Raw genomic sequence first — 26,698 nt, 5'->3', positions numbered from 1 at the left:
GGGTGAAATCACGTGCAGCGGGCGGAATAGTCGGTCAGGGCGCGGCGGATGTCCTCGGGCACGGGGATCGGCCGGTGCGTGTCCAGCGAGGTCGTAACGGTCGTGAACTCCCCCCGAAGCGCTTCACTGTCCCCCAGCATCGCGTGGAGTGTCAAGCTGTAGGAGGTCCGGCCCACGCGGGCGACGGTGACGTGAATGTCGATCTGCTCGCCCATGCGGCACGGCAGGAAAAACACCGACGAGGCGGAGACATAGCCCAGCCCGGTACGGCGGGGGCCGATGATGTCGTAGTAAGAGATGCCAAGCTCGGCCCCGAACCACGCTTCGATGGCCTCGTTGAAGACATGGAAGAACTGGGGCGTGTAGACGATCCCGGCAGGGTCGCAGTGGCCGTGCCGGAAGGTGACCGGATGCGACCAGCATGCCTTGGAAAGCGCGGCCCGTGTCAGAGGGATGGGGAATGCCCTGTCCGTTGTATCCTGAGTGTTCATCGTCCTGTCCCCTGGCCGGGCGGTCCGATTGGGGATTGGCCCCTGTCGCCCGCGTCTCTCGATTAATTTTACATGTAAAATGTACCAGCGGGCCGGTGCGGTGCGCAAGAGTTTCCGCTGCGTAGCGGCGAACACCCGGGGAAATCGGCCTGTTGCATCATTTTTAGCGCATTGGTCCCGTGCGGGGCGGATCGGCCGCGCCCTTGGCAAAAATATCTGGCGATGCAGAATTTTATATGTAAAATAAAATTCGGAACATGCGGCTGCCCCGCCTTGCCGGGTGCTGAAACCGCGATCGGGGCGGCGTTTCCGAGACCGCCCGTGACAGCGAGGAAAGGACGATACGATGGCAAACGCAGATCCCCGCGACGACGTGCTGGGCCGGGCCCGGGTCAAGGACAGCGCCGAGCTGACCGCCTACTACGAAGAGCTCGCAGAACTCGAAACCGGGGCGCTCTGGACCGTCGCCAACGATATCGAGCCGTGGGAGCCGACGCCCAAGTCCGATCCGGTGATCTGGCGCTATGCCGACCTGCGCGAGCAGGTGATCCGGTCGATCGACCTCGTCCGCCCCGAGGACGCCGGGCGGCGGGTGATCTACCTGCGCAACCCCAAGCGCAAGGACGTGAGCGCGGCCTGCGGCTGGCTCTATTCCGGCATCCAGGTGATGAAGCAGGGCGAGCGGGCAGGGGCCCACAACCACGCCGCCTCGGCGCTGCGGTTCATCATGGAGGGCAGCGGCGCCTATACCATCGTCGATGGCCACAAGGTGACGCTCGGCGCGCGCGACTTCGTGCTGACCCCGAACGGCACATGGCACGAGCATGGCATCGAGGAGACGGGCACCACTTGCCTTTGGCAGGATGGTCTGGACATTCCGCTGACCAACGCGCTGGAGGCGAACTTCTACGCGGTGCACCCCGACGACTACCAGTCCTCCAACCTGCCGGTGAACGACAGCATCGCGGCATGGGGCGCTCCGGGCCTGCTGCCCGCGACCGAGACCTGGGACAAACCCTATTCGCCGCTGCTGAAGTTCAGCTGGGAGCAGACCTACGAGGCGCTGTCGAACTACGCCAAGGTGACCGATGGCTCGCCCTACGACGGGGTGATGATGCGCTATGTGAACCCCTACACCGGGGGCGATCCGATGCTGACCATGGGCGCGGCGATGCAGATGCTGCGTCCGGGTGAAGCCACCAAGGCACACCGCCATACCGGCAACATCATCTACAACGTCGCCAAGGGATCGGGCCATTCGATCATCGGCGGCAAGCGCTTCGACTGGAAGGAGAACGACATCTTCTGCGTTCCGGCCTGGATGTGGCACGAACATGCCAACGCCTCGGCCAGCGAGGATGCCTGCCTGTTCCAGTTCAACGACCTTCCGGTGATGAAGAAGCTGGGCTTCTACAAGGAACAGGCGCTGGTGGACAACGACGGACACCAGATCGTCGCCGACTGAGAAATAAGGAAACTGCCGTGAAACTTGTGACTTACCGTGCCTCCGTTGCTGCGGAGGGCCGCCTTGGCGTGATCGTGGACGACCTCGTGGTGGATGTCGCCAAGCTGGGCGAGAGCGTTGCCCTGCCGCTTCCCTCGACCATGCTCGACTTCATCGACATGGGGCCGGACGCCCTGGCGGCGCTCAAGGCGGCGCTGGCCGAAACCGCGACCTCGCGCCGTCCGGGCATCGCGGTGCCGCTGGCCAACGTCCGGCTGCTGGCGCCCATCCCGCGCCCGCGCAAGAACATCTTCGGCATCGGCCTGAACTACGTCGAGCATGTCGCCGAGAGCGCCAAGTCGCTCGACACCTCGGCCAACCTGCCGGACAAGCCGGTGGTCTTCTCCAAGCCGCCGACCGCCGTGATCGCGACGGGCGAGCCGATCCTGCACAACGCGGGCATGACGCAGCAGCTGGACTGGGAGGTCGAGCTGGCGGTGATCATCGGCAAGCGCGCGACCCGGATCGCCAAGGATGACGCCATGAGCCACGTCTTCGGCTACTCGGTGATGAACGACGTCTCGGCCCGCGACAACCGCCGCGCCGGTCAGTGGATTTTTTCCAAGGGGCAGGACAGCTACGCGCCCTTCGGCCCGCTGATCGTCACCGCAGACGACATTCCCGATCCGCACGACCTGACCCTCTGGCTGAAGAAAAACGGCGAGGAAAAGCAGCGCTCGAACACCAAACACCTGCTGTTCGACATCCCGACGCTGATCTCCGACATCTCCTCGGGCATCACGCTGGAGCCGGGCGACATCATCGCCACGGGCACGCCCTCGGGCGTCGGCGCAGGGCGCGATCCGCAGGAGTGGATGTGGCCGGGCGATGTGATCGAATGCGGGGTCGACGGCATCGGCGTGCTGCGCAACCCGGTGGTCAAGATCGGCGACTGACGGGGCAGGGCGGCCCGGCCGCCCACCCGCAACCCTGGGGATGCGCCCATGACGGCAACGACCGTTTTCACCTTGTTCGAGGCGGTGGCCCGCCGCCGGGGCGCCGCCCCCTTCCTGCATGTGCTGGAAGAGACGGCGGCGATCTACGGCATCCCCTCCGGCGACCTCTCCTATGGCGAGATGCTCACGCGGGCCGAAGGCTGGGCCGGGGCGTTTCGGGCGGCGGGCTACGGACCCGGCCACCGGGTCGGGCTGCTGTTGCAGAACCGTCCCGTTCTGGTCGAGCTGTTCCTCGCCCTGAACTCCCTCGGGGTTTCCATCGTCCCGCTGAACCCGGACCTACGGCGCGCGGAACTCTCCTATCAGGCCGAACATTCTGAGATGGTGCTGGCCATCGTCCTGCCAGATCGGCTGGAGGAAATGCAGGCGGCGGTGAGCGACGCCGGGCTGGCAACGCGGGTCATCACGCCCGACCTGCCGGTACCGGATGCGGCGACCCCGGCGGACCGGGCAGAGCTGGGCAGCCTGACGGAATGCGCGCTGCTCTATACCTCGGGCACGACCGGGCGGCCCAAGGGCTGCATCCTGCCGAACGAGTACTTCCTGAACTCAGCCGACTGGTACGCCACAACCGGCGGCCACATCAGTCTGCGCCCCGATGCGGAGCGGATGCTGACGCCGCTGCCGCTGTTCCACATGAACGCGCTGGCGTCCTCGCTGATGGGGATGATCGCCGTTGGCGGCTGCCTGACCCTGCTCGACCGTTTCCACCCGAGGACATGGTGGGACTCGGTGCGCAACAGCGGGGCCACCGTGGTTCACTACCTCGGCGTCATGCCCGCGATGCTGATGGGCGCCGCGCCCACCGCCGCCGACCGCGACCATGCGGTGCGCTTCGGCTTCGGGGCCGGGGTGGATCAGAAGCTGCACGCGGCCTTCGAGGACAGGTTCGGCTTTCCGCTGCTGGAGGCCTGGGCGATGACCGAGACCGGCAACGGCGGCGTGATCAGCGCCCACGAGGAGCCGCGCAAGATCGGCACTTCCTGCTTTGGCCGTCCGACGCCTGAGGTCGAGGTGCGGATCGTCGATGACTCCGGAACGGATGTCGCCGACGAGATGCCTGGCGAACTGCTGGTGCGCCGCGCCGGGGCGGATCCGACCTATGGCTTCGCCAAGGGGTATCTCAAGAACCCCGAGGCCACGGCAGAGGCCTGGGCCGGGGGCTGGTTCCACACCGGCGACATCGTTCTGCGCGACGCCGATGGTCTGATGCACTTCGTGGACCGCAAGAAGAACGTGATCCGCCGCTCGGGCGAGAACATCGCCGCGGTCGAGGTCGAGGCGATCCTCAATCGCCATCCGGCGATTGCGATGGCCGCGGTTGCGGCGGTTCCCGACGAGATCAGGGGCGACGAGGTCGCGGCGCTGATCCGGCTGGAGCAGGGTGCGGGCGATGCGGAAAAAGCCACTGAACTGGTGGCATGGGCGTTGGAGCAGATGGCGTATTACAAGGTGCCCGGCTGGGTCGCCTTCGTTCCCTCGCTGCCGCTGACCGCAACGCAGAAGATCCAGCGCGGGGCGCTGAAGGACGTGGTGTCCGAAACGATGGCGGAAGGCGGCTTTCACGACACGCGCGCCCAGAAGAAACGGCAGGTGTAGGGATGGGACTGGCACTGGACCTGATCGCGGCGCTGGCGGACGGGCGGCTGCGCGTGGTGGACCTGACCAATACCCTCAGCCCCGACTTCCCGGTGATCGTCCTGCCCGAGGAGTTCGGCCAGTGCGCCCCGTTCCGGATGGAGCAGGTCTCGCGCTATGACGCCGACGGGCCAGCGTGGTACTGGAACCAGATCACCATGAATGAACACACGGGCACCCATTTCGACGCCCCGGTGCATTGGGTCACCGGCAGGGACCTGCCCGACAATACGGTGGACGCGGTCCCGCCCGAGCACTTCATGGCCCCGGTGGTGGTGATCGACATCGTGGCAGAGGCGGCGGCGGATGCCGATTTCGTGCTGACCCGCGCCTTTCTCGAAGATTGGGAGGCCCGCAACGGGCCCATTCCGCCGCGCCACTGGATCGCCCTGCGGACGGACTGGCACAAGCGGGTCGGCACGGCGGCCTATCTGAACTTGCGGGAGGACGGGGCGCATTCGCCGGGGCCCGACGCCGGGGCGATGGAGTTCCTCGTCCACGACCGCGACTGTTTCGGCCTCGCGGTCGAGACGGTGGGGACCGACGCGGGGCAGGGCAGCACCTTTGATCCGCCGCTGCCCGCGCATGCGATCCTGCATGGCAACGGGCGCTACGGTCTCCAGTGCCTCAGGAACCTTGACCAGCTGCCGGTGCGCGGCGCGGTCATCGTGGCGGCCCCGCTCAAGATCCAGGGCGGCTCGGGCAGCCCGCTGCGGGTTTTCGCGATCCACGAGAGCTGACCCGACAGACAGATTCGCGACAGGCGGCGCGCCCCCCGGGGTGCGCCGTTTTCCGTTTCCGGGCAGGCGCAGGCGCGTCGTCGCTCGAAAAACATTCATTCAGGGCAGATATTTTGATGTTGACCAAAACCGAAAGAGATTCGGTATTGATCGACTCCCCGATTTCTGCTGTTCTTTTACTGGTAAAACAAATCGCGCGGGGCCGGGGCATCCGGGAGCCGCGTATCGCCAGCAACAAGGAGAGTGACTCATGGGCAAGCTGAGACATGTCGCCATTCAGGTCCCGGATCTGGAAAAGGCCGCGACCTTCTACGAGAACGTCTTTGAACTGAAGCGCGTGGGATCGGCCGTCAGCCCGATCGGCAACGCGATCTCGCTGTCGGACGGCACGATGAACCTGACGCTGCTGCACTTCCCCGAAGGCACCAAAGGCGGCAAGGGTGGCCCGGACTGGGCGGGCCTGCACCACATCGGTTTCGTGGTCGAGGACGAGGCGGCCACCGATGCCAAGATCAAGGAGTTCGGCGGCGAGTTCTTCATGCAACTCGAAGCGCATCCGGGCGTGGACGCCGAGAAGAAGTACAAGGACGTGAACGGGGTCGTCTTCGACATGTCCTCGCACGACTGGCTGCAGAGCAAGTCGTAATGCGGATCGTCGCCATCCACGAGGCGACCGTCCCGCTCTCGGTCGCTGCGCGCAGCGCCAACATCAGTTTCGACGCGATGACGGCAAGCGCGGTGGCGCTGGTCACCGACGTGGTCCGGGAGGGGCGTCCGCTGGTCGGCTACGGCTTCGATACCATCGGGCGCTATGGCCACGGCGGCCTGCTGCGAGAGCGCTTCATCCCGCGCCTGCTGTCGGCCGATCCGGAGCTCTACTGGGACGGCGCCCAGATCGACCCGGACGCCGTGTGGCGCATCCTCATGGCCAACGAAAAGTTCGGCGGGCATGGCGAGCGCAGCGGCGCGGTGGGGGTGATCGACGCGGCGGTCTGGGATCTGGCGGCCAAGATCGCGGGGGTGCCTCTCTGGCGCTACCTCGCGGATCTCGACGGGCAGGCCGACGCGCCGGGCCGCGTGGCGGTCTATGCCAGCGGCGGGCACTACGCGGACGAGAACGACCGCGAGGTGCTGCGCGCCGACCTGCAAAAGGGGATCGACGCGGGCCACACCCGGATGAAGATCAAGATCGGGGCGGCCCCGCTGGCGGACGACATGGCGCGGATCGAGGCCGCGCTGGCGGTGGTCGGCGACGGCGCCTTGGCGCTCGATGCCAACGGTATCTTCGATCTGACCACCGCGCGCGCCTATCTCGCCGCGCTGGCGGGCTATCCCATCGCCTGGCTGGAAGAACCCGGCACGGCGCTGGACTATGCCCTGAACGCCGAGATCGCCGCCGAAGCCGCCCTGCCGCTCGCGGTGGGGGAGAACCTGTTCTCCTTCGACGACGCGCGCAACCTGCTGCGTTACGGCGGGCTGCGGGCGGACCGCGACCTGCTGCAGTTCGACATCTCGGCCAGTTACGGGATCGTCGAGTATCGCCGCATCCTCGACCTCTTCGCCGGGGCGGGCTGGCAGCGCGGCGCCTTTGCGCCCCACGCCGGGCACCTGCTGGCGATGCACACGGCGGCGGGCCTTGGCCTTGGACTGGCCGAGGTGGCGATCAGCACGGCCAGCCTGTTCGGCCAGATCACCGCACAGGTGCCCATTGCCGACGGCATCGCGACGCTTCCCTCGGAACCCGGCGTCGGGTTCGAGCAACTCCCCGTCTTCGAACAGCTATTCGGAAAGGTGCTGGCGCACTGAACCGGACATGACCCAACAGGAACAGAGGTGATCCAGCCATGGATATGCAAGAGATACCCACCACCGACGAGATCCGCGATTTCGTCCGCCCCCACCAGGTCCACCGCCGCGCCTATGCCGACCCCGAGGTGTTCAAGCTCGAGATGGAGCGCATCTTTGGCCGGATGTGGATCTACCTCGCGCACGAGAGCCAGGTGAAGGAACCCGGCGCCTTCTTCCGCACCCGCCTTGCGCAGTACGAGGTGCTGGTCACGCGCCACACCGATGGCGAGATCTACGTGCTGCACAACCGCTGCCCGCATCGTGGCGCGCGCATGTGCATGGTCGACAAGGGCAAGAGCCAACTGCTGAACTGTCCCTACCACGCGTGGTCCTTCCGTCCCGACGGGACCCTCTCGACCGTGCCGCACAAGCAGAGCTATCCCGAGAGCTTCGACATGGCGGACCCGATCAACCACATGCAGCGGGTCAAGCATGTGCAGACCTATCGCGGCTTCATCTTCGCCACACTGAACGAGGACCCCGCGCCGCTGCTCGAACAGCTGGGCGAGATGACCGACATCATCGACAACCTCAACGACCGCGCGCCGGAGGGCGAGGTGGAACTGTCCGAGAGCTCCTTCACGCTCGAGTACAAGGGCAACTGGAAGCTGCACCTCGAAAACGCGGCGGATATCTTCCACCCGACCTTCGTGCACAGTTCCTCGGTCGGTGCCGCGCGCCGCGCTCCGCAGAACGCCTCCAAGATCGACAGCGACCAGACCCGCGTCATGCTGGAGGCGAACGGGTTCGGCGTGCAGCAGTGGGAGGGCATCCAGCTCAAGGGGCTGGCGAACGGCCATACCTACATGTCCAACTTCTACAGCAAGGGGGTCATGGTCGACAGCGACGAAGACCCGGTGATGGCCGAATACAAGCAGCAGCTGGTCGCGGCCTACGGCAAGGAAAAGACCATCGAGACGCTGAGCGTCGACCGGTTCAACAACATCATCTACCCGAACATGGTGCTGAACGCGCAGCACCAGCAGATGCGCATCACCATCCCGCTGTCGCACGACCGGACGCTGGTGCGCGTCCAGTGCTTCCGCCTCAAGGGCGCGCCCGATGCGATGTACCATCGCGCGGTGCGGTTCCTGTCGACGCTGGCCTCGCCCGCCTCGATGATCTTCTCCGATGACGTCGAGATGCTGGAGCGGGTCCAGGTTGGACTGGACCGCGACGACAGCCCCTGGGTCGATTTCTCGCGCGGGCTCGACATCGACCAGACGGACGACACGGGCGCCGTCTCGGGTGTCGCCAGCGAGATGCCGATGCGGGTCCAGTTCAAGGCCTGGGTCGAGATGATGACGCGGGAGGCCGCGTGATGCTGGACATGACACCGCAATCCCGGGTCGAGGCGTTTCTCTTCAGGGAAGCCCGCCTGCTCGATACCGGCGATTTCGCCGCATGGCTGGAGCTCTATGCCCCCGAGGGCGTCTACTGGATGCCCAGCCAGCCGGGGCAGACCGACCCGCTGAACGTGGCCTCGATCATCTACGAGGACTACCCGATCCTCTCGATCCGGGTGCAGCGCCTGTTCGAGGCGCGGGCGCTGGTGTTGACCCCGATGCCCAGCACGACGCATATGCTGAGCAACATCGAGGTTGAGGAAGGTGACGACGGGATCGTCCGGGCAAACTGCACGTTTCTGTGCATCCAGTACCAGTCGAGCGAACAGAAGACCTTTGCCGGGCGCCAGAGCTTCGAACTGGAGCCGGTCGGGGACTCCTACCGCATCCTGCTCAAGCGGGTCGATCTGGTGAACGCCGGGGGGACGCTGCCGCTGATCACCATCCCGTTCTGAAAGGAGGACCGGCTTGGTCCAGGTGAAGAAGGAGGCGGTGCGCCAGGCGATTTTCGACAGCGCCCTCGCGCAGTTCTCGGAGCATGGCTATCACAAGACCAAGCTGCCGAAGATCGCGGAGGGCGCGGGCGTGGGCGTCGGCAGCATCTACTCCTACTTCACGTCCAAGATGGCGCTGCTCTATGCGGTCTACGAACCCTGGCAGGAGTCGCGCTTTGTCTGGCTGGCAGTGGAACTGGACCGGGCCGCGACACCGCGGGACAAGCTGCGCTGCCTGCTCCTCGGCATCTGGCGGGACATTCCGCAGGACAACATCGGACTGGCAAACAGCCTGATGGAGGCGCTGTCGGCCGCCGACCCGGTGGGCGGCAAGACGACCCCGCTGCTCAAGGCAACGGAACAGCGGGTGCTGGACATGCTGCGCCAGTGTCTGCCCCAGGAGGTTCTGGCACGGCTCGATGTCGAGAGCCTGCCGAACCTGATCATGATGGCCTACGACGGTTTCGTCATCAATCGCCGCCTGAATGACATCAGCGATCTGGAGCGGCTGGCCGAGACCATGTGCGACATGATGCTGGGCGCCGACGGTTAGCGCGGCGGGATTTCCAGCACCACGCGGCCACGGGTGACTTCCCCGGCCTCCAGCGTCCGCTGCGCCTCGGCCGCCTCAGCCAGCGGCAGAAGCCGGGCGATCTGCGGGCGGAACACGCCCTCTTCGGCCAGCTTGACCGTCGCCTCGATGGCGTAAAGCCGGTCATGCACCACGGGAACGTGCATGGTGACACCGTACTGCGCTGAGAGATCCTCGATCGGGGCCGCGCGCAGGCAGACCATGTGACCGCCGGGCTTCAGGAGCGCATAGGACTTGCGGTGGGTGTCGCCGCCGATCAGGTCAAAGATCACGTCGAAGCGGTCGGGCGTCTCGGCAAAGTCGACCTCGTCATAGGCCAGCACGGCATCCGCCCCCATCTCTCGCACGAACGCTGCGTTCGCCGCGCGGCAGGTGGTGGTGACATGGGCGCCGAGGTGCTTGGCGAGTTGGATGCCAAGGCTGCCGATCGAGCCCGCGCCGCCCTGCACCAGAACCCGCTGGCCGGGCTGCACCCTGGCGTCTTCGACCAGGCAGATCCACGCGCAGATCCCCGCATGCATGAGCGCGGCGGCATGGTTGAAATCCATCCCCACCGGCAGCGGAACAAGGGTGTCGCGGTCGCGGACGATGCACTGGGCATGTGTGCCGTTCTCGGTGTGCTGCGCGATCACGCAGACCGGGTCCCCCAGCGAAACGTAATCGACGCCGTCGCCCAGTTTGCTGACGATCCCCACGCCGTCGCGGCCGGGGATTTTGGGAAAGGTGACGGGGAACATCCCCTTCAGGTGCCCGGCGCGCAGCTTCCAGTCCGCCGGGATGACGCTGGCCGCGCGCAGGTCGACCAGCACCTCGCCGGGGCCGGGCTCGGGGGTGGCCACGTCGCGCAGGTGCAGGACATCGGGCGCGCCGAAGTCTTCGTATTGGATGGCCAGCATGTCAGAACTCCGGGTGAAGCTGCTTGCTTCGTATGGCGAGATAGGGATCCCAGGCAAGGGCGGAGGCCCCCATGACTGCATAGGCACCGGCCTCGAAATAGGCCGCGATCCGTTCGGGCGAGGTGACGCCGCCGACCGCGAGGATGCGCAGCGGCAGGGCCTCGCGGTCGATGATCGCAACCGCGCGCCGGACGCAGTCCAGCCCGATCTCGAAATTGACGCCCCCCATCATCCCGGCGGTCTTGCGGGTCTCACCGAAGGCGTGGGTGCCGTCGCGGTTCAGCAGCACCCGGCTCGGGGCGTTGATCATGGAGACGCCGTCGACGACGGGCGCCAGTGCACGCAACAGGATCGCCATCTGCGCGTCGTCCTCAATCGCGCCGATCTTGACCAGCAGCGGCACCGTGCCGATCCGCGCGCGCACCGCCCCCGCGACGCGCGACGCGAAGGGCGTGTCGAGGTAGAGCTCGCCCTCGCTGCTGGCAACGTTCGGGCAGGAGAGGTTGATCTCGACCACCTGCGCGCCGGCTTCCACTGCCTCGGCGGCAAGGGCGCAGAAATCCTCGACGAAAGCCTCGGGGGTGATCCCCTCGACCGCCGTACCGACAACCGAGACGATCAGGACCTGTCCCTCGCGCAGGGCCTGCCGGGTCTTGCCGATGTCTTCGCGCCAGACCTCGGGCGCGACCGAGGGCATCCCGATGGAGCCGACCGCCGTGGCCGAAACCGGATCGCCCGGCAGGGCGAGGCCGAGTGTCATGGGAACATCCCGGCTCTTCGAGACGCTGGTCTGATCCGGGTAGAGCCAGTTCGGGGCAGGGTGGGCCAGTTTCCTGCGCCTGCGGATGGTCTTGTAGGTCAGGAGATCGAACCCGAGACGGCCAAAGGTCTCGCCCCAAGCGCTGTTTAGGACGAGGCTGGCGGCAACCCCGATCCGCGAGGCGACGGGGTGGCCGAAGAACTCCTTGGTCGGCGTCACCGGCACGGCGGGGAAGGGCCCGTCAAAGTCCGGACCCGCCGCTGCGTTCACCTCGAAGGTCTGGTCCATGCGGTAGAGCGGCCGGGACACCGGGCCGGGAACTTTGGTGTCGATGCTGTCGGTCCTGCCCATTGGCCTATCCTCCCGTCAGGCGATGTCAAAGCACCCGGACCCGCATCTCAGCCTGCCGTTTCAGCAGTTTTCCGGCGCGGTCCCGGAATTTGCTTTATGTATAAAATAATTGTTGCCCAACAAAATCCTGCGTGTCAACGTGAACCCGGGCCGGGGAAAGGTCCGTCCTCAAAAAAGTGCAAAATTTCACCTAACAGCCAGCAGGAAAGTGCTCACCGCCATGCGATTTGCCTATTTTCTTTCGTTCTTCGACACTGCCCAGCCGACCCGCGAAATCGGCGCCGAAGACCTTGCGCAGGTGGCGGAGCTGATCGAGGCGACGCCCGGCCTGACGCGCGGATTGCTGTTTGCCGGTGTGCAGTCGGTCGCCAAGTACTACCCCAATGACGACGCCCCGCCGCAACTGGCGATGGAACTCTACTTCGACGCCATCGAGGACCTTGAGGGGGCGCTGGCGAAGGATGGCCACCTGCAGGGCCTGCTGGGAACCGAGGCGGTCAAGAGCCTCGCCGGGGCCAAGGTCGAACAGCAGGCGATGGTCGTCCGCCGATTCAAGGACACCGTTCCCGAGAGCGAGGAGGACAAGACCTTCTGCAGCTACCTCGTCCACTACCCGGGCAAGGCGGAGGACCTGAACGTTTGGCTCGACTACTACCTGCGCAACCATACCGCGGTGATGCAGGACTTCCCGGGCATCCGCGAGATCGAGGTCTGTTCGCGCCTGGACTGGATCGGTTTCCTGCCGTGGGCGCGCGTCAACTACATGCAGCGCAACAAGATCGCCTTCAAGACGGTGGAGGGGCTGATGGCCGCGATCGAGTCGCCGGTGCGCGCTCGGATGTCGGCTGATTTCGCCCAGTTCCCCGCCTTCGAGGGCGGCAACTGCCACTACGCGCTGCAGACCCGGGAAATCCTCCCGGGCCGCTGACCCGCGCCGTCAGTCCCCCCGCGCGGTTGCGGTCGCGCGGGGCGCTGGCGCGGCCTCGGTCTCCGACCAGAAGGGCCGGTCGAGTTCGAACCGGTCGGTGGTGCGGAAGTAGGTGCTGGCGTGGCCCCGCGCCACGAGTTCGAGCGCCTCGGCGTGCAGGTGCCCGCGCGCCGCATCCTTGACCAGCGCGTCGTCGATATGAATCGCGAGGACGCGGCCGATCACCACCGACTGCGACGGGCCGGTGACCACGGTCGAGAGCGACGTGCACTCCATCGACACCGGGCTCGCCGCGATGCGGGGCGGGGCGATCAGGCTGGAGGGCGCGGTTTCCAGACCGGCGAGGGCCAGCTCATCGGTCCCGCGGGGCGCATCAATGGCGGTGACGTTCATCTGTTCCACCAAACGCTCTGGCACGAGATTGACCACGAATTCGCCGGTGTCGAGGATGTTCTGAGCCGTGTCCTTGAACCCGCGCTTGGGGTCGGCCAGCAAGCCAATGGCCACTGTCGGCGGGGCCGAACCCATCACGTTGAAGAAGCTGTAGGGCGCGGCATTGACGCCACCCCCGGCGTCCATCGTCGTGATCCAGGCAATCGGGCGCGGATGCACCGAGGCCGCCAGCAGCTTGTAGACGATCGGGGTTTCGAGCTGGTCGAGATCAAAGCGCATAGAGGTGGTCCTGATTGGTCCGCCCCAGATTGGCGCAATAAGCTTTATATGTAAAATGAATTGAAGCTGTACCCGCGGTGTAGCATCCGCCTGAACGGCAAACGCCCAAAACAAAAGCCCCGGACCATGTGGACCGGGGCTTTCGTATGTCGGTGGGGCAGGGCGATCAGACTGCGATCAGGCCCATGCTTTCCAGCTTGAGCAGGACCTGGTGGGCGCAGTTGTCCACGTCGGTGCCTTCAGTCTCGACCCGCAGTTCCGGGTTTTCCGGAACGTCGTAGGGGTCGGAGATGCCGGTGAACTCCTTGATCTTGCCTTCGCGGGCCAGCTTGTAGAGGCCCTTGCGGTCACGGCGCTCGCATTCCTCGATCGTGGTCGCGACGTGCACTTCGACGAAGGCGCCAAAGGCTTCGATGTCTTCACGCACGGCGCGGCGGGTGGTCGCGTAGGGCGCGATGGGCGCGCAGATCGCGATGCCGCCGTTCTTGGTGATCTCGGAGGCAACATAGCCGATGCGGCGGATGTTCAGGTCACGGTGCTCTTTCGAGAAGCCGAGCTCGGAGCTGAGGTTCTTCCGCACGATGTCGCCGTCGAGCAGGGTGACCGGACGGCCGCCCATTTCCATCAGCTTGACCATGAGGGCGTTGGCGATGGTCGACTTGCCCGAGCCGGAGAAGCCGGTGAAGAACACGGTAAAGCCCTGCTTGGAACGCGGCGGCTTGGTGCGGCGCAGTTCCTTGACCACCTCGGGGAACGAGAACCACTCGGGGATCTCGAGGCCCTCGGCCAGACGGCGGCGCAGTTCGGTGCCGGAGATGTTGAGGATGGTGACGTTGTCCTTGTCCTCGATCTCGTCCATCGGCTCGTACTGGGCGCGTTCCTGCACCCAGACCATGTGCTTGAAGTCGACCATTTCGACGCCGATCTCGGCCTCATGCTCGCGGAACAGGTCCTGCGCGTCATAGGGGCCGTAGAAATCCTCGCCTGCCGAGTTCTTGCCCGGGCCCGCGTGGTCGCGGCCGACGATGAAGTGGGTGCAGCCGTGGTTCTTGCGGATCAGGCCGTGCCAGACCGCCTCGCGCGGGCCGGCCATGCGCATGGCAAGGTTCAGCAGCGACATGGTGGTGGTGGCGGCCGGGTACTTGTCGAGAACGGCCTCGTAGCAGCGCACGCGGGTGAAGTGATCGACGTCGCCGGGCTTGGTCATGCCAACGACCGGGTGGATCAGCAGGTTGGCCTGTGCTTCCTTGGCGGCGCGGAAGGTCAGTTCCTGGTGCGCGCGGTGCAGCGGGTTGCGGGTCTGGAACGCCACGATGCGGCGCCAGCCGAGCTTGCGGAAGTAGGCGCGCAGCTCGTTCGGGGTGTCGCGACGAGCGCGGAAATCGTAGTGCACAGGCTGCTGGATGCCGGTGACGGGGCCGCCGAGGTAGACCTTGCCCGCGGTGTTGTGCAGGTAGTTCACCGCCGGGTGCGCGTCGTCATCGGCGCCAAAGACCTTCTCGGCCTCCTTCGCCTTGTTCGGCACCCACTTGTCGGTGACGGTCATGGTGGCGAGGATCACGCCTTCCTGGTCGCGCAGCGCGATGTCCTGACCGATCTCGATGCTGTCGGCGAACTTCTCGGACACGTCGAGGTTGATCGGCATCGGCCAGAGGGTGCCGTCGGCCAGGCGCATGTCGTCGACGACGCCGTTGTAGTCTTCCTCGCTCAGGAAGCCCTTCAGCGGGTAGAAGCCGCCATTCATGAGCAGTTCGAGGTCGCAGATCTGGCGCGGGGTCAGGTCATGGCTCGTCAGGTCGGCTGCTTCGACCTTCAGTTTCTGGGCGGAGTCGTAGGAAACATACAGCTCCGGGATCGGGGCCAGATTGCTGAGCATGGTCATTTCAAATCTTTCCGTTCTGCATCGTGTCGGATGGGCCCGTCGCACCGGGTCGGGGTGCGAATAGACTTAAGGGCAAGGCAAAGTCTAGGTGTTGGAACCCGATTTTGCCAAGTTGGGATATTTTGGCGCGAAAGCTTGCCGAAATGGGACGATCCAGCGTCTTTCAGGCCGGTTTGAGGACCGTTTCGAGGGCCGCCGCGCGCGACACCGCGAGGGCGTTCACGGGGGCATGCACACCGCGCAGTTCAAGGGTCAATAATTCGAGGGGAGCGCAGTCGATTCCCGCTCCGGCAAGCACCGGCGCCGAGATCAGCGCCTCGACTCCAAGCTCCTTGGTCTTGGCCTCCAGACGGCTCGCCGCGTTGACGCTTTCGCCGATGATGGTGCGGGGCGCGTTACCCACGGCGCCGATCTCGCCCATGACCACGTCGCCAAGGTGCAGGCCCACGCCGATGCGAATGTGCGGGATGCCTTCGCGGGCCAGCGTCTCGTTGAAGGTCTCGAGCGCCGCGCCGATGCTGCCGGTTGCCTTCAGCGCCGCCTGCGCCGAGAGCGCCTCGCTCGGCGCCTCGAAAAGCGCCAGCAAGCCGTCGCCGAGGTACTTGTCGACGACGCCGCCAGACTGGGTGATCGCGGGCACGATGGCGTCGAAGAAGCGGTTCAGCAGGAACACGACGTCATAGGGCAACTGGCCCGTGGTGCGAGCGGTGAAGCCGCGAATGTCGAGAAACAGGATCGCCATGCGCCGTTCCTGCCCGTGGCTGGCATGATCGCGGGCGCGTTTGCCGTCGGTCTGGAACACGCGGTAGACGGTCAGCGGTTCGCTCGGACGGATCTGGCAGGCCAGCCGGCTGCCCGCGGGTGCGCCGACGGCGCGCAGGCTACGTGCCTCGGCCTCGCTCGGGGCGGGCAGGGTCGCCCCGCCGTCCTCTACGATGACCCGGCAGGTGGTGCAGCGCCCGCGTCCGCCGCAGAGGGCGGTGTGGGGCACGCCATTGGCCCGCGACATCTCCAGCAGGGTCGGACCCTTGGGCGAGGAGATCTCGGGTCCGTCGACGTATCGGATGCGCACCGTGTTGCGGCGGATCAGCTTGCGCCCGGCGTAGATCGCCGCGGTGATCAGAACCAGCGCGACGAAGACCATACGCGCGTCCCACGCGATGCCCATGAGGGTGACAAAGCCATCCCAGTCGGGCCAGTTGGTCGCGGCATAGAGCTGCTCCCGGCCCTCCGGGTCGGCCAGCACGCGGGCCATGCGGCGGCCCTCGGTCAGGAATCCGGCCAGCGCAAAGGCAGGAACCAGCGCGGCAAGCGCGGCCAGCACCGGCAGGAAGCGTTGCCACCAGCCTTCGGCACGCAGCCAGAAGTGCAGGCCGATGCAGGCGTGGGTCCAGACGATCAGCATCAGCAGGCTTTGCAGCCAGCCGTCCGTGGTGTCGAAGATCAGCGCGACGAGATACTTGAACGAGTCATTCACGTCGAAGAGGGAATGGGCGACGCGGGTGTGCACGATATGGGCGGTCAGCAGCAGGGGGATCAGCAGCCCCAGCACGATCTGCATCGCTTCCCAGAGCGGCATCCGCAGCGTGGTGCGCCGCCCCTGCCGGTAGAGCGCCAGCCCGGCATGGGTGAACAGCGCGGCATAGAGCAGGACCGACCCGGGCAGGCTCCGCGTCACCGTCTGGCGCAGGGCCTGACCCGCCGCCATCAGCTCGGACGAGAACAGGCCGAAGCCGATGTTGATGAAATGCGTGAGGGCGAATGCGAACAGCACGAGGCCGGACGCAACGCGAATCCGCGTTCTCAGGTTTCCCCGCCACCGGCTTTTCATGCGACCTCCGCCTAGGGTTTCGCGCAGACTGCGTTTCCCGACGGAAACGGTCAAGCGTCAGCCTATGTGCATTCGCGCTCAGTCACGGTGCCTTGGCCCGGCTGCCTGCCCGGCCCGCACGGTCGAACCGGATGTTTCGCGCAAGCCGCTGAATCGGCTTCTCGAAATAGAAGGTGCTGAGGTGGGCGAGGGCGAAGATGCAGAAGAAGGCGAGGGGACGCTTGAACAGGTAGCGCTCGACCGTCGTGCCCTCGTCCCACCAGAAATGCCGGAACGGTGAATGCCAGACGTAGAGCGCAAAGGAGATCTCGGCGACGTAGCGCAGCGACGGCAGGCCAAGCACGCGGGTCTGCCAGGTGTTCGACATGGCCACGACCGAGGCGATGGAGAGCCCGGCGAAATAGGCGCGGAAGTAATAGAGCGGGTCCGTCAGCGGCGAACTGGACAGCACCAGCAGGATCACCGCCGGCCAGAACGCGTGGGGCAGAAATCGCCAGACCCGGGCAACGGCAGGCTTTGCGCGGTTCTCGTAGGCGATGGCGGCCAGCGATCCGGCAAGGATCTCGTCCACCCGCAGGTGGGTCTGGATGTTCGCAAAGCCGCCATCCTCGATCCGCAGCCCGGTGACCACCAGCGCGCCAAGCCCCACCAGCCAGAACGCGCCGCGCCCGAGGAAGAGGACCGCGATGGCGATGGCGACGTAGAAGTGCATCTCGACCCCCAGCGACCACAGCGGGCTGACGTAGGGATTGATGGCGCTGTGCCAGTAGTTCAGCACGTAGAGATTGATCGCGGCGAAGCTGTCGGGTCGATACTGCAGGATCAGGCAGTAGACCGCGCTGACCAGCAGCGCCAGCGGCGCGATCCGGGCAAGGCGGCGCACCAGAAACTTGGGGATGTTCTGGTCGTTCCAGAGAAACCGCGCGATCAGGAACCCAGAGAGGCCGAAGAACAGGCTCATGCCAAGCGCCCCGGCCAGCGAGTTCAGCTGCAGGCTGCTGGGGCCGAGGGGCAGCATGTGGCAGGACAGAACCAGAAGAATGCTGAGCGCCCGGATGCCGTCGAGGCTGGAAATATGCTTGTCGGTCTTCAAGGGGACGTCACTCACTGGAAAAGGGCTCTCGTTAACATCGGTGGCCGAGCTTAGAGCCCGGCTGGGGCGGGGTCAAAAATTCGATGGCGAGAATAGCAAACCGCGCGGTGAATGTTGATACATTCCCGCGCGGTCAGGGTGAAACTCAGGTATTGTTTCCGGGGTGCCGGTTCGGGGCCTCTCAGGCCCCGGCGGCGACCACTGCTTCGGGCGCGACTTCGGCCTCGCCCTCGGCCGCGAGGAACCGCTCGGCATCGAGCGCGGCCATGCAGCCCATGCCGGCGCTGGTCACGGCCTGGCGGTACTTGTGGTCGGTCAGGTCGCCCGCCGCAAAGACACCGGGGATCGAGGTCTCGGTCGAGCCCGGGTTCACCTTGACGTAGCCGCCGTGATGCAGTTCGAGCTGGTCCTTGACCAGTTCGCTGGCCGGCGCGTGGCCGATGGCGACGAACACGCCCTTGGCCGGGATCTCGGTTATCTCGCCGGTTTTCACGTGCTTGACTCGGACCGCTTCAACGCCCAGCGGGCTGTCGCTGCCCACGACCTCTTCCAGTTCGTGGAACCACAGCGGTTCGATCTTGGGATTCTTCATCAGCCGGTCGATTAGGATCTTCTCGGCGCGCAGCTCGTCGCGGCGGTGGATCAGCGTGACCTTCGAGGCGAAGTTGGTCAGGAACAGCGCCTCTTCCACGGCGGTGTTGCCGCCGCCGATCACGATGATCTCCTGGCCGCGGTAGAAGAACCCGTCACAGGTGGCACAGGCGCTGACGCCGAAGCCCTTGAACTTCTCCTCCGACGGCAGGCCCAGCCACTTGGCGCGGGCGCCGGTTGCAAGGATGACCGCGTCGGCGGTGTAGGTGGTGCCGCTGTCGCCCTTGGCGGTGAAGGGGCGCTTGGACAGGTCGAGGTCCGAGATGATGTCGCCGATGATCTCGGCACCCATTTCCTTGGCGTGGGCTTCCATCCGGACCATCAGGTCGGGGCCCTGCACCTCGGTGTCGCCGGGCCAGTTCTCGACCTCGGTGGTGGTGGTCAGCTGGCCGCCCGGTTCGAGACCCTGCACGAGGATCGGTTCGAGCATGGCGCGCGAGGCGTAGACGGCGGCGGTATACCCGGCCGGACCGGAACCGATGATCAGGACTTTGGTGTGGCGGGTGTCGCTCATGTCATTCCCCTTGGCAGCAGGTGACGGCAGGCGCCGTCCGGTCTCAGGATATAGCCATGCCGGGGCATGGCTTAAACCCCAGAAATCTGCATGTCCGCACTGATCGGAACGAGCGGAATTGCTGCAGTCGCACAGCAAATTAATTGCAGTTGCGAAATAATATTGCGCGCAGATAGGACGCTGCTATAACAAACGCAAATCGCTTGGGAGAACTTCATGGTCGCGACACGGCTGGATCCGATCGATCGCAAAATCCTGTCCGAGCTGCAGACCGATGGGCGCATGACCAACGTCGAACTCGCCCGCCGCGTCGGCATTTCGGCGCCGCCCTGCCTGCGTCGTGTCAGAACGCTGGAAGAGGCTGGCCTTATCGGTGGGTACCATGCCGATGTCAATGCGCGCGAACTCGGGTTCGAAGTGCAGGTCTTTGCCATGGTCGGCCTCGACAGCCAGGCCCAGAGCGAACTGTCCGCTTTCGAGGAGCGCTGCCGCAACTGGCCTCTGGTGCGCGAGTGCCACATGCTGAACGGCGAGGTGGACTTCATCCTGAAGTGCGTCGCGCCTGACCTGTCGAGCTTTCAGAACTTCCTGACCGGCGAGCTGCTGACCACGCCCAACGTGGCGAGCGTGAAGACGTCGCTGGTGATCCGGGTCGCCAAGGATGAACCCGGCGTGCCCTTCGATGTGCTGGAGGAGCGGCTCAGCCGGACGGCCTGATCCGGCCGGTCGGCTGGCTCAGGCGATCAGCGCGTCGCCCTGCGGCAGGTCATCATCGACCCGCGGGAAGGCGAGGGGGCCGAAGTCGCTGAACTGATCCACATGGGTGAAGAGATCGAAGAACAGCTGCCGCATCTGGTGGCTGACCATCCGCGCGGCGTTGCGGCCGGGATGGTAGGATTCGAACTCCAGACCGCCGACACGGAAGGTGCTGTGACGCTTGAGGCAGAGGTGGAACAGCTCCACAGGGGTCGGCGGCGCGGTTTCGATCACGTTCATGCCGTCGACGAACTCCCGCACCAGGGTCAGCTTGCGCTCGTGGGCAGGATCGCCGCGCAGGTGCGGCGGGGTGTAGAGGATGCGCGCGGCATGGCCGGTCACCACGTTCGACAGCGGGCGCTGCATCCCGAAGGCATCGGCGACCACGCGGGTCAGGCGCATGTTGCGCCCCTGCGGGCCGGGGCGGGCGGGGACGAGAACGGTGCTGCCCTTCCATAGAAGCGTCTGAATCGACCCCTCGGCCGTCACGATCTCGTCGCCGGGGAGCAGATCCTCGACCGCGATGTGACCCGAGGGCGTCGGGATCAGCGTCCCGCGCGAAAAGGCGCAGAAGGCATCCTCGAAGATCGGCAGGGCCGGGGCGATATGGCGCGTTTCCGAGATGTCCCCATTGGGCAGCAGGGCCATGACATCATAGCGGCGCAGCTGTTGCTTGGGGCGGGCTCGGAGGGCAGCAGGGTCGGAAAACTGGGGCGAAGTTGCCTGGACGGCACGGCTCGCCGCGCGCGAAAGCGACGTGGGGATAGACATACGAATACCGGCCCTTTCCTAGCGGGTCGTATCTGCGTCGGCCCCCACCGACAACGACAGAAAGACGACAAGTGTGGTCTTGATCTGCTACAGGCCATTCATGGCGTAATTTGGCTCAAAATGTCAAAAAATTCGAACATTGTTATGGCTTCGGTCGACAATCCGGAATCTCGCTAACGGATTGTTAATCAGTTGTCCGGCAATCGGGCTGCAATCGCCGCGAATCCATCGGCGGAGTCATGCTCGTCCTGATTGCGGGATTCGGCTGATGGCCAGAATCGGGGCAGGTATCGAGTTAAGTGAAAAGCCTCCCCCGAAACGAATATGTCCGCCTCGCCGGGGGGACGAGACGGACACATTTTTGCGGCGGGCCGAGGGCAGCACCCCGCCGCGAATTCCTCAGGCGGAGCGCAGCACGCGCTTGGGCGCTTGGGCCTCGTTGCGGCGCGCGATCATCGCGGCGCGACGCGCGCCACGGGTCCAGGGCATTTCGATCTCGGTCTTCCGGGTGGTCTCGGTCACGGATTTCACAAAACGGGCCTTGGGCTTCATGGCGTTCTTCCTCTTGGACTTCCGGGCTTCGCCCTTGTTCTGGGTCAAGTTCACTGTCGTCCCGCATTCGGGCAGGGATTGGGCCGTTTGTTGAAATTCGTGCCTGCCGCGGGGTCAGCGCGAGGAATCGCTGGGTGCGCCACTCGGGCAAGGTAAGTGCATGGAAAATTTTACTAAAATTCTGGCTGGTTCGGCGCAGCCCGACTTCCGACTCGGGGCGGGGCATGGAATTGTGGCGAAATCAGTGCCGCAGTGGTCACAATTCGCAAACAATCCCGGTGTTTTCGCCTAGAGGCGGATCACCGAGATCAGCCGCCCATAGTCGACTTCGAGGTTATGGGTGCTGCGGCGATAGGAATAGAACCGCTCCGGGTCCGAGTAGGTGCAGTGGTGCGTCCACTCGGCCTGACCGACCCCGGCATCGCGGAGCTTCTTCAGCCCGTAGCCCGGCAGGTCGAAATGATATCGGTCGCCCTCGCCATTGGCAAAGAACCTCGCGTTCTGGGGGGCTTCGGCGAGGAAGGCGTCAAGAAACTCGGGTCCGACCTCGTAACAGCGCTGGCTGATGGTCGGCCCGATCACCGCACTGATCCGCCCGCGCTCGGCCCCGAGGGACTCCATCGCGTCCACGGTCTCTCCGAGAATCCCGTCAAGCGCGCCGCGCCAGCCCGCATGGGCCGCGCCGATCACACCCGCCTCGTGGTCGGCGAACAGCACCGGCTGGCAATCGGCCGTCAGGATCGACAGCGCAAGGCCCGGTGTGCGGGTGACCAGCGCGTCGGCACGGGGTTTCTGGGTCATCGGCTCATCAACCATGACCACGTCGGCGGTATGGGACTGATGCACCCCGAGCAGGGCTTCGGGCTCGAGCTCCATCGCGCCGGCGACGCGGGCGCGGTTGATCGACACGATCTCGCTCTGGTCCGACGAACCGCTGCCGCAGTTGAGGCCGGAGAAGATGCCGGAGGAGGCGCCGCCGCGACGGGTGAAGAACCCGTGCCGCAGCGGGGCAAGATGATCAGACGTGATGATTTCCAGCGTCATGCTTCCAGTCCGGGCGGAGGAGCGGTGTTATCCGGGTAGAACCCCAGAACCTTGAACAGGTTTCCCATTTCGTCGGGATGCGTCAACCGGCGATGTGCAGCGGCGACCGCCTCCAGCGTCTCGTTGCCACCGGATTTCGCAAGCGCCTGCGCCCGCGCGGTGATGCCCAGCCGTTCGAGGAAAACGCCCTGAGGGGTCAGGCGCGTATACCTGCAGCCGTTGTCGGCCGCGGCGCGAGCAAGGGTTTCGAAGTCCACATGGGCGGTCAGATCGGCGTGTCCCGGCGTCTCGAACAGGGACACGGATTTGTGATCCTTGAGCGCCTGCACCGTGTCGCCGAGCGAGTGCCAGTCGCCGTAGTCGAGGATCAGCGCCGCGCCGCCATGATCCGCGATGCGCCGGGCGACCTCACCGGCAACCGTGGCCGCTGCCGGGCACAGCTCGACGATATCGCCGGGCCGGGTGTCCGCCAGCCGCTCGTCCAGCGCGGGATAGGCGCCTTCGGCCGCCAGCCCCAGCGCCAGAGCGCCGCCCTCAAGCCCCACCTGCCGCTCGCGCCAGCCGGTCTCGGTCCGCTGAAACTGCCGGACGGGCAGGGCGTCGAAGAACTCGTTCGCGACAAGGAAGAGCGGCTGCTCGGGCAGGTCCCCGACCGCACCGATCCAGCTGGGATGATGCGCGGCCAGAGCCTCGGCCTGCCGGTCGCGCAGAAGGGGAGAGGCTTCGACCAGAACCAGCTGCGCGGCCTTGGCGAAACCGGGCACGCGCGAGGCGGCGCGCAGTGCGTCGGCCATCAGCGTTCCGCGCCCCGGCCCAAGCTCGGCAAGGGTAAAGGCCGCGGGCTGCCCTTGGTCCAGCCAGCATTGCGCGAGGGCTAGCCCGATCAGCTCACCGAACATCTGGCTGATCTCGGGCGCGGTGACGAAATCGCCCTTCGCCCCAAGCGGGTCGCGGGTGGTGTAATAGCCGTGGACCGGGTGCAGCAGGCAGTCGGCCATGTAATCGGCCAGCGAGACCGGCCCGGTCTGGCGGATGCGCGCGGCGATGATCTCGCCCAGCGTCATGCCGCGCGGGTCCGGCTGCGCCAGATGAACCATAGGCCAAGCGCGATCATCGGCAGCGACAGGAACTGGCCCATCGTCAGGCCGTAGCCGCCGATGTGCCAGGCCAGACCCAGCGGGTTGCCCGGCGAAACGAACTGCGCATCCGGCTGCCGGAAGAACTCGACGATGAACCGCGCCACCCCGTAGCCCGCAAGGAACGTTCCCAGCACCAGCCCCGGGCGCCGGAAGGCCCCGCGCCGGTACACCAGCCACAACAGCAGCCCGCCAAGGATCAGCCCCTCCATCGCCGCCTCATACAGCTGCGAGGGGTGGCGGGCGCAGAGACCGGTCAGCTGGCCGCATTCCTGCGCCGCGTTACCGGGGAAGATCACCGCCCAGGGCAGGTCGCTCGGCCGGCCCCAGAGCTCGGCGTTGACGAAGTTCGCTAGCCGCCCCAGCAACAGCCCGGGGGGCACGCTGTGGGCAATCAGGTCCGCCGCCGCAAGCCGGGGCACGCCCTGCCGTGCGGTGTAGAGCCAGGTGCCGACGATGACGCCGATCATCCCGCCATGGAACGACATCCCGCCCTCCCAGACCCGGAGGATCTCCATCGGGTTCTGGAGGTAATAGGCGGGCTGGTAGAACAGCACGAAGCCCAGCCGCCCGCCAAGGATCACGCCGAGGATGATCCAGGTCAGCAGATCCTCGATCTGCTTCGGCGTCATCGGCGGGGTCTGTGCCGGCCAGAGCGCGGGGCACCGCACCGCGCGTACCGCCAGCCACCACGCGATAAGGATGCCCGCGATATAGGCCAGCGCGTACCAGCGCAGCGCAAAGCTCATGCCGCCGATGGTGAAGGAGAACAGCTCGGGCGAGAGGTTCGGGAAGGTGAGAACAGCCTGCATGGCGATGTGAATGCCTCTGGTCTTCGGGCGAAGTCAACCTTGCCGCCGTCCGCCGGGGAGCCCATATAGGGCACAACCCACCCGGAGACGACAGATGCAGACCCGCAACAAGATTTTGGACGACATATCACAGCTGATGACCAACGCCATGGGGGTCGCTCATGGCGCGAGGGAAGAGGCGGAGACCGCATTCAAGGGCCTGATCGACCGCTGGCTCGCCGATCGCGACTTCGTGACCCGCGAAGAGTTCGACGCCGTGCGCGCGATGGCCCAGAAGGCCCGCGAAGAGAACGAGGCCCTCTCGGCCCGGCTCGCCGCGCTGGAAGCCAAGGCCGACAAGGCCTCCTGAGGCTGGTCCGGCCGCACCGCCCGCGCGTGCGTTTCCGTTCGCGCGGGAATCCCGGAAATGTCCGGGACTTGTTTCCGCCCGCCTTCCAGTCGCAAAAGCGATTGCCGATATGTTGAGCGGCTTTAGCGGCTGTCCACAACTTATTGCAGATATCCCCAAAATAAGGGGTTGCCAGACGGCCCTCCCGGTCGCACCATATCTGGTATGGGCATGGGGGATCGCCCCGGCCTGTAGAGCAGTCACCTAGCGTTCGTTGGCTCACGGGCACCACGCCGCTAGAGATAAAGAGGTGGCACCATGGCACTTTCCGAGCAGTTTCTGGAAGAAGACATTCACCCCATCGACATCGTCGAACACCTGGCCGAGCACCACGACTGGGATTTCGATCGCATCGGGGATGACCAGATCGCGATGGCGGTCGAAGGTCAGTGGCGAACCTATTCCATCACGCTGGCCTGGTCGGGCTATGACGAGACCCTGCGCATGGTCTGCACGTTCGAGATGGAACCGCCGCAGGAAAAGCTCCCCGCGCTCTACGAACTGCTGAACTCGGTGAACGACTCCTGCTGGGCCGGCGCCTTTACCTACTGGGCCGACCAGAAGCTCATGGTCTACCGCTACGGCCTCGTGCTCTCCGGCGGCCAGATGGCCAGCCCCGAGCAGATCGACACGCTGATCACCACCGCGGTTCTCGCAGCCGAGCGCTACTACCCGGCGATCCAGCTGCTGGTCTGGGGCGACAAGTCTCCGAAGGATGCGCTTCAGGTCGCCATTGCAGAGGCTTACGGGCGCGCTTAAACCCTTGCCCTGAACCGGCAAGGGAAAGGGCAGGAACATGGACATGACAGAGATCGCGGCCCGGGGGCTTGTGCTGCTGGGCTGCGGCAAGATGGGGTCGGCAATGCTGGCCGGCTGGCTGAAGGACGGGCTGCCGTCCACCTCGGTCTGGGTGCTCGACCCGCGCCCCTCGGACTGGGTCAAGGCGCAGGGCGTTCACCTGAACTCTGACCTGCCCGCCAACCCCGCCATCGTGATCGTCGCCGTCAAACCGCAGATGATGGGCGATGCACTGCCCGCGATGAAGGCCCTTGGCAACGCCGAGACAATCTTCGTCTCTGTCGCCGCCGGCACCCCGATCTCCGCCTTCGAAGCCGCGCTCGGCGACCGGACCCCGGTGGTGCGCGCCATGCCGAACACCCCGGCCGCGGTGGGGCGTGGGATCACCGCGCTTATCGGCAACGCCAACGCCGGAGAGCACGGCGTGGCGCTGGCCGAGGGCCTGCTGTCGGCCGTGGGCCAGACCGTGCGCCTCGAGGACGAGAGCCAGATGGACGCGGTCACCGGCGTCAGCGGCTCCGGCCCGGCTTATGTCTTCCACCTGATCGAGACGCTGGCCGCCGCCGGCGAGGCCCAGGGCCTCGCACCCGACCTCGCGATGGCGCTGGCCAAGGCCACCGTGGCGGGCGCGGGTGCGCTGGCCGAGGCCGCAGACGAGGACCCGTCGCAGCTGCGCGTGAACGTGACCAGCCCCAACGGCACCACTCAGGCAGCCCTCGAGGTACTGATGGACGAGGAGGCAGGCTTTCCGCCGCTCCTCAAGCGCGCGGTCGCCGCGGCGACGGAACGCTCCCGGGAGCTCTCCCGTGGCTGAGATCGGCTTTGACGATTTCCTTAAGGTCGACATCCGCGCGGGGACCATCACCCGCGCGGAACCCTACCCGGAAGCCCGCAAACCCGCGATCAAGCTCTGGGTCGAATTCGGCCCCGAGATCGGCGAGAAGAAAAGCTCGGCCCAGATCACCCGCCACTACGACCCGGAAACGCTGGTCGGCAAGCAGGTGATCGCCGTGGTGAACTTTCCGCCGCGCCAGATCGGCAAGTTCATGTCCGAGGTGCTGGTGCTGGGGATGCCCGACGGTGAGGACGAGGTCGTCCTGCTGCGCCCCGACATCACGGTCGCGAACGGCGCGCGGATGTACTGACCTCAGGCGCTGCGCTCCCGGGGAAGGGCGCGCCGTGAGTATTTAGAGAGAAAAGATGGGTTCCGGGAAAGATCCCTTGTCCATCTTTTCTCGAAAAATACTCACGGCC

At 65.8% G+C, this 26,698-nt stretch carries 28 protein-coding genes; 15 read left to right on the top strand and 13 right to left on the bottom strand.

The features are described 5' to 3' along the window. Positions 1–8: 8 nt before the first annotated feature. The gene (locus DDT93_RS14990; protein WP_232825465.1) at positions 9–491 is read right to left on the bottom strand and encodes an acyl-CoA thioesterase; all 483 of its coding nucleotides are present in this window, start codon (positions 489–491) and stop codon (positions 9–11) included. Between the two features lie 346 nt (positions 492–837). Between DDT93_RS14990 and DDT93_RS14985 the strand changes: the two genes are divergently transcribed. The 9 genes from DDT93_RS14985 (at position 838) to DDT93_RS14945 (ending at position 9,570) form a co-directional block, all read left to right on the top strand. Beyond that, positions 838–1,956, top strand: a complete 1,119-nt coding sequence (locus tag DDT93_RS14985; protein WP_109466657.1) for a cupin domain-containing protein — start codon at positions 838–840, stop codon at positions 1,954–1,956. A 17-nt stretch (positions 1,957–1,973) separates the two neighbouring features. Further along, positions 1,974–2,891 carry a fumarylacetoacetate hydrolase family protein gene (locus DDT93_RS14980; RefSeq protein ID WP_109466656.1) on the top strand — a complete coding sequence of 306 codons (918 nt, stop codon included), beginning with the start codon at positions 1,974–1,976 and terminating at the stop codon, positions 2,889–2,891. 48 nt (positions 2,892–2,939) lie between these two features. Further along, positions 2,940–4,550 (top strand): AMP-binding protein, encoded by a 1,611-nt coding sequence (locus DDT93_RS14975; protein WP_109466655.1) that lies wholly within the window; start codon positions 2,940–2,942, stop codon positions 4,548–4,550. 2 nt (positions 4,551–4,552) lie between these two features. Further along, positions 4,553–5,329 (top strand): cyclase family protein, encoded by a 777-nt coding sequence (locus DDT93_RS14970; protein WP_109466654.1) that lies wholly within the window; start codon positions 4,553–4,555, stop codon positions 5,327–5,329. Between the two features lie 250 nt (positions 5,330–5,579). Next, a complete protein-coding gene (locus tag DDT93_RS14965; protein ID WP_109466653.1) occupies positions 5,580–5,975 on the top strand; it encodes a VOC family protein in 396 nt (131 codons plus the stop codon). Next, the gene (locus tag DDT93_RS14960; RefSeq protein ID WP_109466652.1) at positions 5,975–7,135 is read left to right on the top strand and encodes an enolase C-terminal domain-like protein; all 1,161 of its coding nucleotides are present in this window, start codon (positions 5,975–5,977) and stop codon (positions 7,133–7,135) included. The genes DDT93_RS14965 and DDT93_RS14960 overlap by 1 nt, the downstream gene beginning before the upstream one ends. 38 nt (positions 7,136–7,173) lie before the next feature. Then, positions 7,174–8,499: an aromatic ring-hydroxylating oxygenase subunit alpha gene (locus DDT93_RS14955; RefSeq protein WP_109466651.1), complete on the top strand. Its 1,326-nt coding sequence runs from the start codon at positions 7,174–7,176 to the stop codon at positions 8,497–8,499. Next, positions 8,499–8,978: an aromatic-ring-hydroxylating dioxygenase subunit beta gene (locus tag DDT93_RS14950; RefSeq protein WP_109466650.1), complete on the top strand. Its 480-nt coding sequence runs from the start codon at positions 8,499–8,501 to the stop codon at positions 8,976–8,978. The genes DDT93_RS14955 and DDT93_RS14950 overlap by 1 nt, the downstream gene beginning before the upstream one ends. Positions 8,979–9,000: 22 nt before the next feature. Next, positions 9,001–9,570, top strand: coding sequence for a TetR/AcrR family transcriptional regulator (locus tag DDT93_RS14945; protein WP_232825474.1), 570 nt, complete (start codon positions 9,001–9,003; stop codon positions 9,568–9,570). Here the strand turns inward: DDT93_RS14945 and DDT93_RS14940 are convergent. Further along, positions 9,567–10,505: an NADP-dependent oxidoreductase gene (locus tag DDT93_RS14940; protein ID WP_198654858.1), complete on the bottom strand. Its 939-nt coding sequence runs from the start codon at positions 10,503–10,505 to the stop codon at positions 9,567–9,569. The genes DDT93_RS14945 and DDT93_RS14940 overlap by 4 nt on opposite strands. A gap of 1 nt (position 10,506) precedes the next feature. Next, a complete protein-coding gene (locus DDT93_RS14935) occupies positions 10,507–11,616 on the bottom strand; it encodes a beta/alpha barrel domain-containing protein (RefSeq protein ID WP_109466647.1) in 1,110 nt (369 codons plus the stop codon). Positions 11,617–11,836: 220 nt separating this feature from the next. On the opposite strand from DDT93_RS14935, the gene DDT93_RS14930 reads away from it, so the two are divergent. Then, complete coding sequence (locus DDT93_RS14930; RefSeq protein ID WP_109466646.1) at positions 11,837–12,544, top strand: hypothetical protein; 708 nt, start codon at positions 11,837–11,839, stop codon at positions 12,542–12,544. Between the two features lie 9 nt (positions 12,545–12,553). Here DDT93_RS14930 and DDT93_RS14925 read toward each other — a convergent pair whose 3' ends face one another. The 5 genes from DDT93_RS14925 to trxB form a co-directional block, all read right to left on the bottom strand. Next, positions 12,554–13,216, bottom strand: a complete 663-nt coding sequence (locus DDT93_RS14925) for a flavin reductase family protein (RefSeq protein WP_109466645.1) — start codon at positions 13,214–13,216, stop codon at positions 12,554–12,556. Between the two features lie 166 nt (positions 13,217–13,382). Then, positions 13,383–15,098, bottom strand: a complete 1,716-nt coding sequence (locus DDT93_RS14920) for a bifunctional sulfate adenylyltransferase/adenylylsulfate kinase (RefSeq protein ID WP_109466644.1) — start codon at positions 15,096–15,098, stop codon at positions 13,383–13,385. Positions 15,099–15,261: 163 nt separating this feature from the next. Continuing rightward, positions 15,262–16,929: an adenylate/guanylate cyclase domain-containing protein gene (locus DDT93_RS14915; protein ID WP_109466643.1), complete on the bottom strand. Its 1,668-nt coding sequence runs from the start codon at positions 16,927–16,929 to the stop codon at positions 15,262–15,264. An 82-nt stretch (positions 16,930–17,011) separates the two neighbouring features. Next, positions 17,012–18,022, bottom strand: coding sequence for an acyltransferase family protein (locus DDT93_RS14910; protein ID WP_157960185.1), 1,011 nt, complete (start codon positions 18,020–18,022; stop codon positions 17,012–17,014). Between the two features lie 181 nt (positions 18,023–18,203). After that, positions 18,204–19,187, bottom strand: a complete 984-nt coding sequence (gene trxB, locus DDT93_RS14905) for a thioredoxin-disulfide reductase (RefSeq protein ID WP_109466641.1) — start codon at positions 19,185–19,187, stop codon at positions 18,204–18,206. Positions 19,188–19,403: 216 nt separating this feature from the next. On the opposite strand from trxB, the gene DDT93_RS14900 reads away from it, so the two are divergent. Further along, entirely contained in the window at positions 19,404–19,904 is a 501-nt protein-coding gene (locus DDT93_RS14900; protein WP_109466640.1) for an Lrp/AsnC family transcriptional regulator, read from the top strand. Positions 19,905–19,922: 18 nt separating this feature from the next. Here DDT93_RS14900 and DDT93_RS14895 read toward each other — a convergent pair whose 3' ends face one another. From DDT93_RS14895 to lgt, 5 genes are all read right to left on the bottom strand, one after another. Beyond that, positions 19,923–20,714, bottom strand: coding sequence for a Hint domain-containing protein (locus DDT93_RS14895; RefSeq protein ID WP_109466639.1), 792 nt, complete (start codon positions 20,712–20,714; stop codon positions 19,923–19,925). 399 nt (positions 20,715–21,113) lie between these two features. Continuing rightward, positions 21,114–21,266, bottom strand: a complete 153-nt coding sequence (locus DDT93_RS26750; RefSeq protein ID WP_198654857.1) for a hypothetical protein — start codon at positions 21,264–21,266, stop codon at positions 21,114–21,116. A gap of 288 nt (positions 21,267–21,554) precedes the next feature. After that, positions 21,555–22,310 (bottom strand): peptidoglycan editing factor PgeF, encoded by a 756-nt coding sequence (gene pgeF / locus DDT93_RS14890; RefSeq protein ID WP_109466638.1) that lies wholly within the window; start codon positions 22,308–22,310, stop codon positions 21,555–21,557. Next, on the bottom strand, positions 22,307–23,374 hold the full coding sequence (locus DDT93_RS14885; protein ID WP_109466840.1) for a class I SAM-dependent methyltransferase: 1,068 nt from the start codon (positions 23,372–23,374) through the stop codon (positions 22,307–22,309). Before DDT93_RS14885 ends, pgeF begins: the two co-directional genes overlap by 4 nt. Then, a complete protein-coding gene (gene lgt, locus DDT93_RS14880) occupies positions 23,371–24,258 on the bottom strand; it encodes a prolipoprotein diacylglyceryl transferase (protein ID WP_109466637.1) in 888 nt (295 codons plus the stop codon). Before lgt ends, DDT93_RS14885 begins: the two co-directional genes overlap by 4 nt. Before the next feature lie 94 nt (positions 24,259–24,352). Between lgt and DDT93_RS14875 the strand changes: the two genes are divergently transcribed. The 4 genes from DDT93_RS14875 to DDT93_RS14860 all read left to right on the top strand — a co-directional run bounded on the left by DDT93_RS14875 (position 24,353) and on the right by DDT93_RS14860 (position 26,589). Then, entirely contained in the window at positions 24,353–24,607 is a 255-nt protein-coding gene (locus tag DDT93_RS14875) for an accessory factor UbiK family protein (RefSeq protein ID WP_109466636.1), read from the top strand. A 297-nt stretch (positions 24,608–24,904) separates the two neighbouring features. Further along, positions 24,905–25,405 carry a type III secretion system chaperone family protein gene (locus tag DDT93_RS14870; protein WP_109466635.1) on the top strand — a complete coding sequence of 167 codons (501 nt, stop codon included), beginning with the start codon at positions 24,905–24,907 and terminating at the stop codon, positions 25,403–25,405. Positions 25,406–25,442: 37 nt separating this feature from the next. Beyond that, entirely contained in the window at positions 25,443–26,258 is an 816-nt protein-coding gene (gene proC, locus DDT93_RS14865; RefSeq protein WP_109466634.1) for a pyrroline-5-carboxylate reductase, read from the top strand. Next, positions 26,251–26,589 carry a tRNA-binding protein gene (locus DDT93_RS14860; protein WP_109466633.1) on the top strand — a complete coding sequence of 113 codons (339 nt, stop codon included), beginning with the start codon at positions 26,251–26,253 and terminating at the stop codon, positions 26,587–26,589. Before proC ends, DDT93_RS14860 begins: the two co-directional genes overlap by 8 nt. Positions 26,590–26,698: the final 109 nt, after the last annotated feature.

The sequence above is a fragment of the Albibacillus kandeliae genome, assembly GCF_003116585.1.
Classification (GTDB): domain Bacteria; phylum Pseudomonadota; class Alphaproteobacteria; order Rhodobacterales; family Rhodobacteraceae; genus Albibacillus; species Albibacillus kandeliae.
This window is presented reverse-complemented; position numbering and strand designations above follow the sequence as displayed.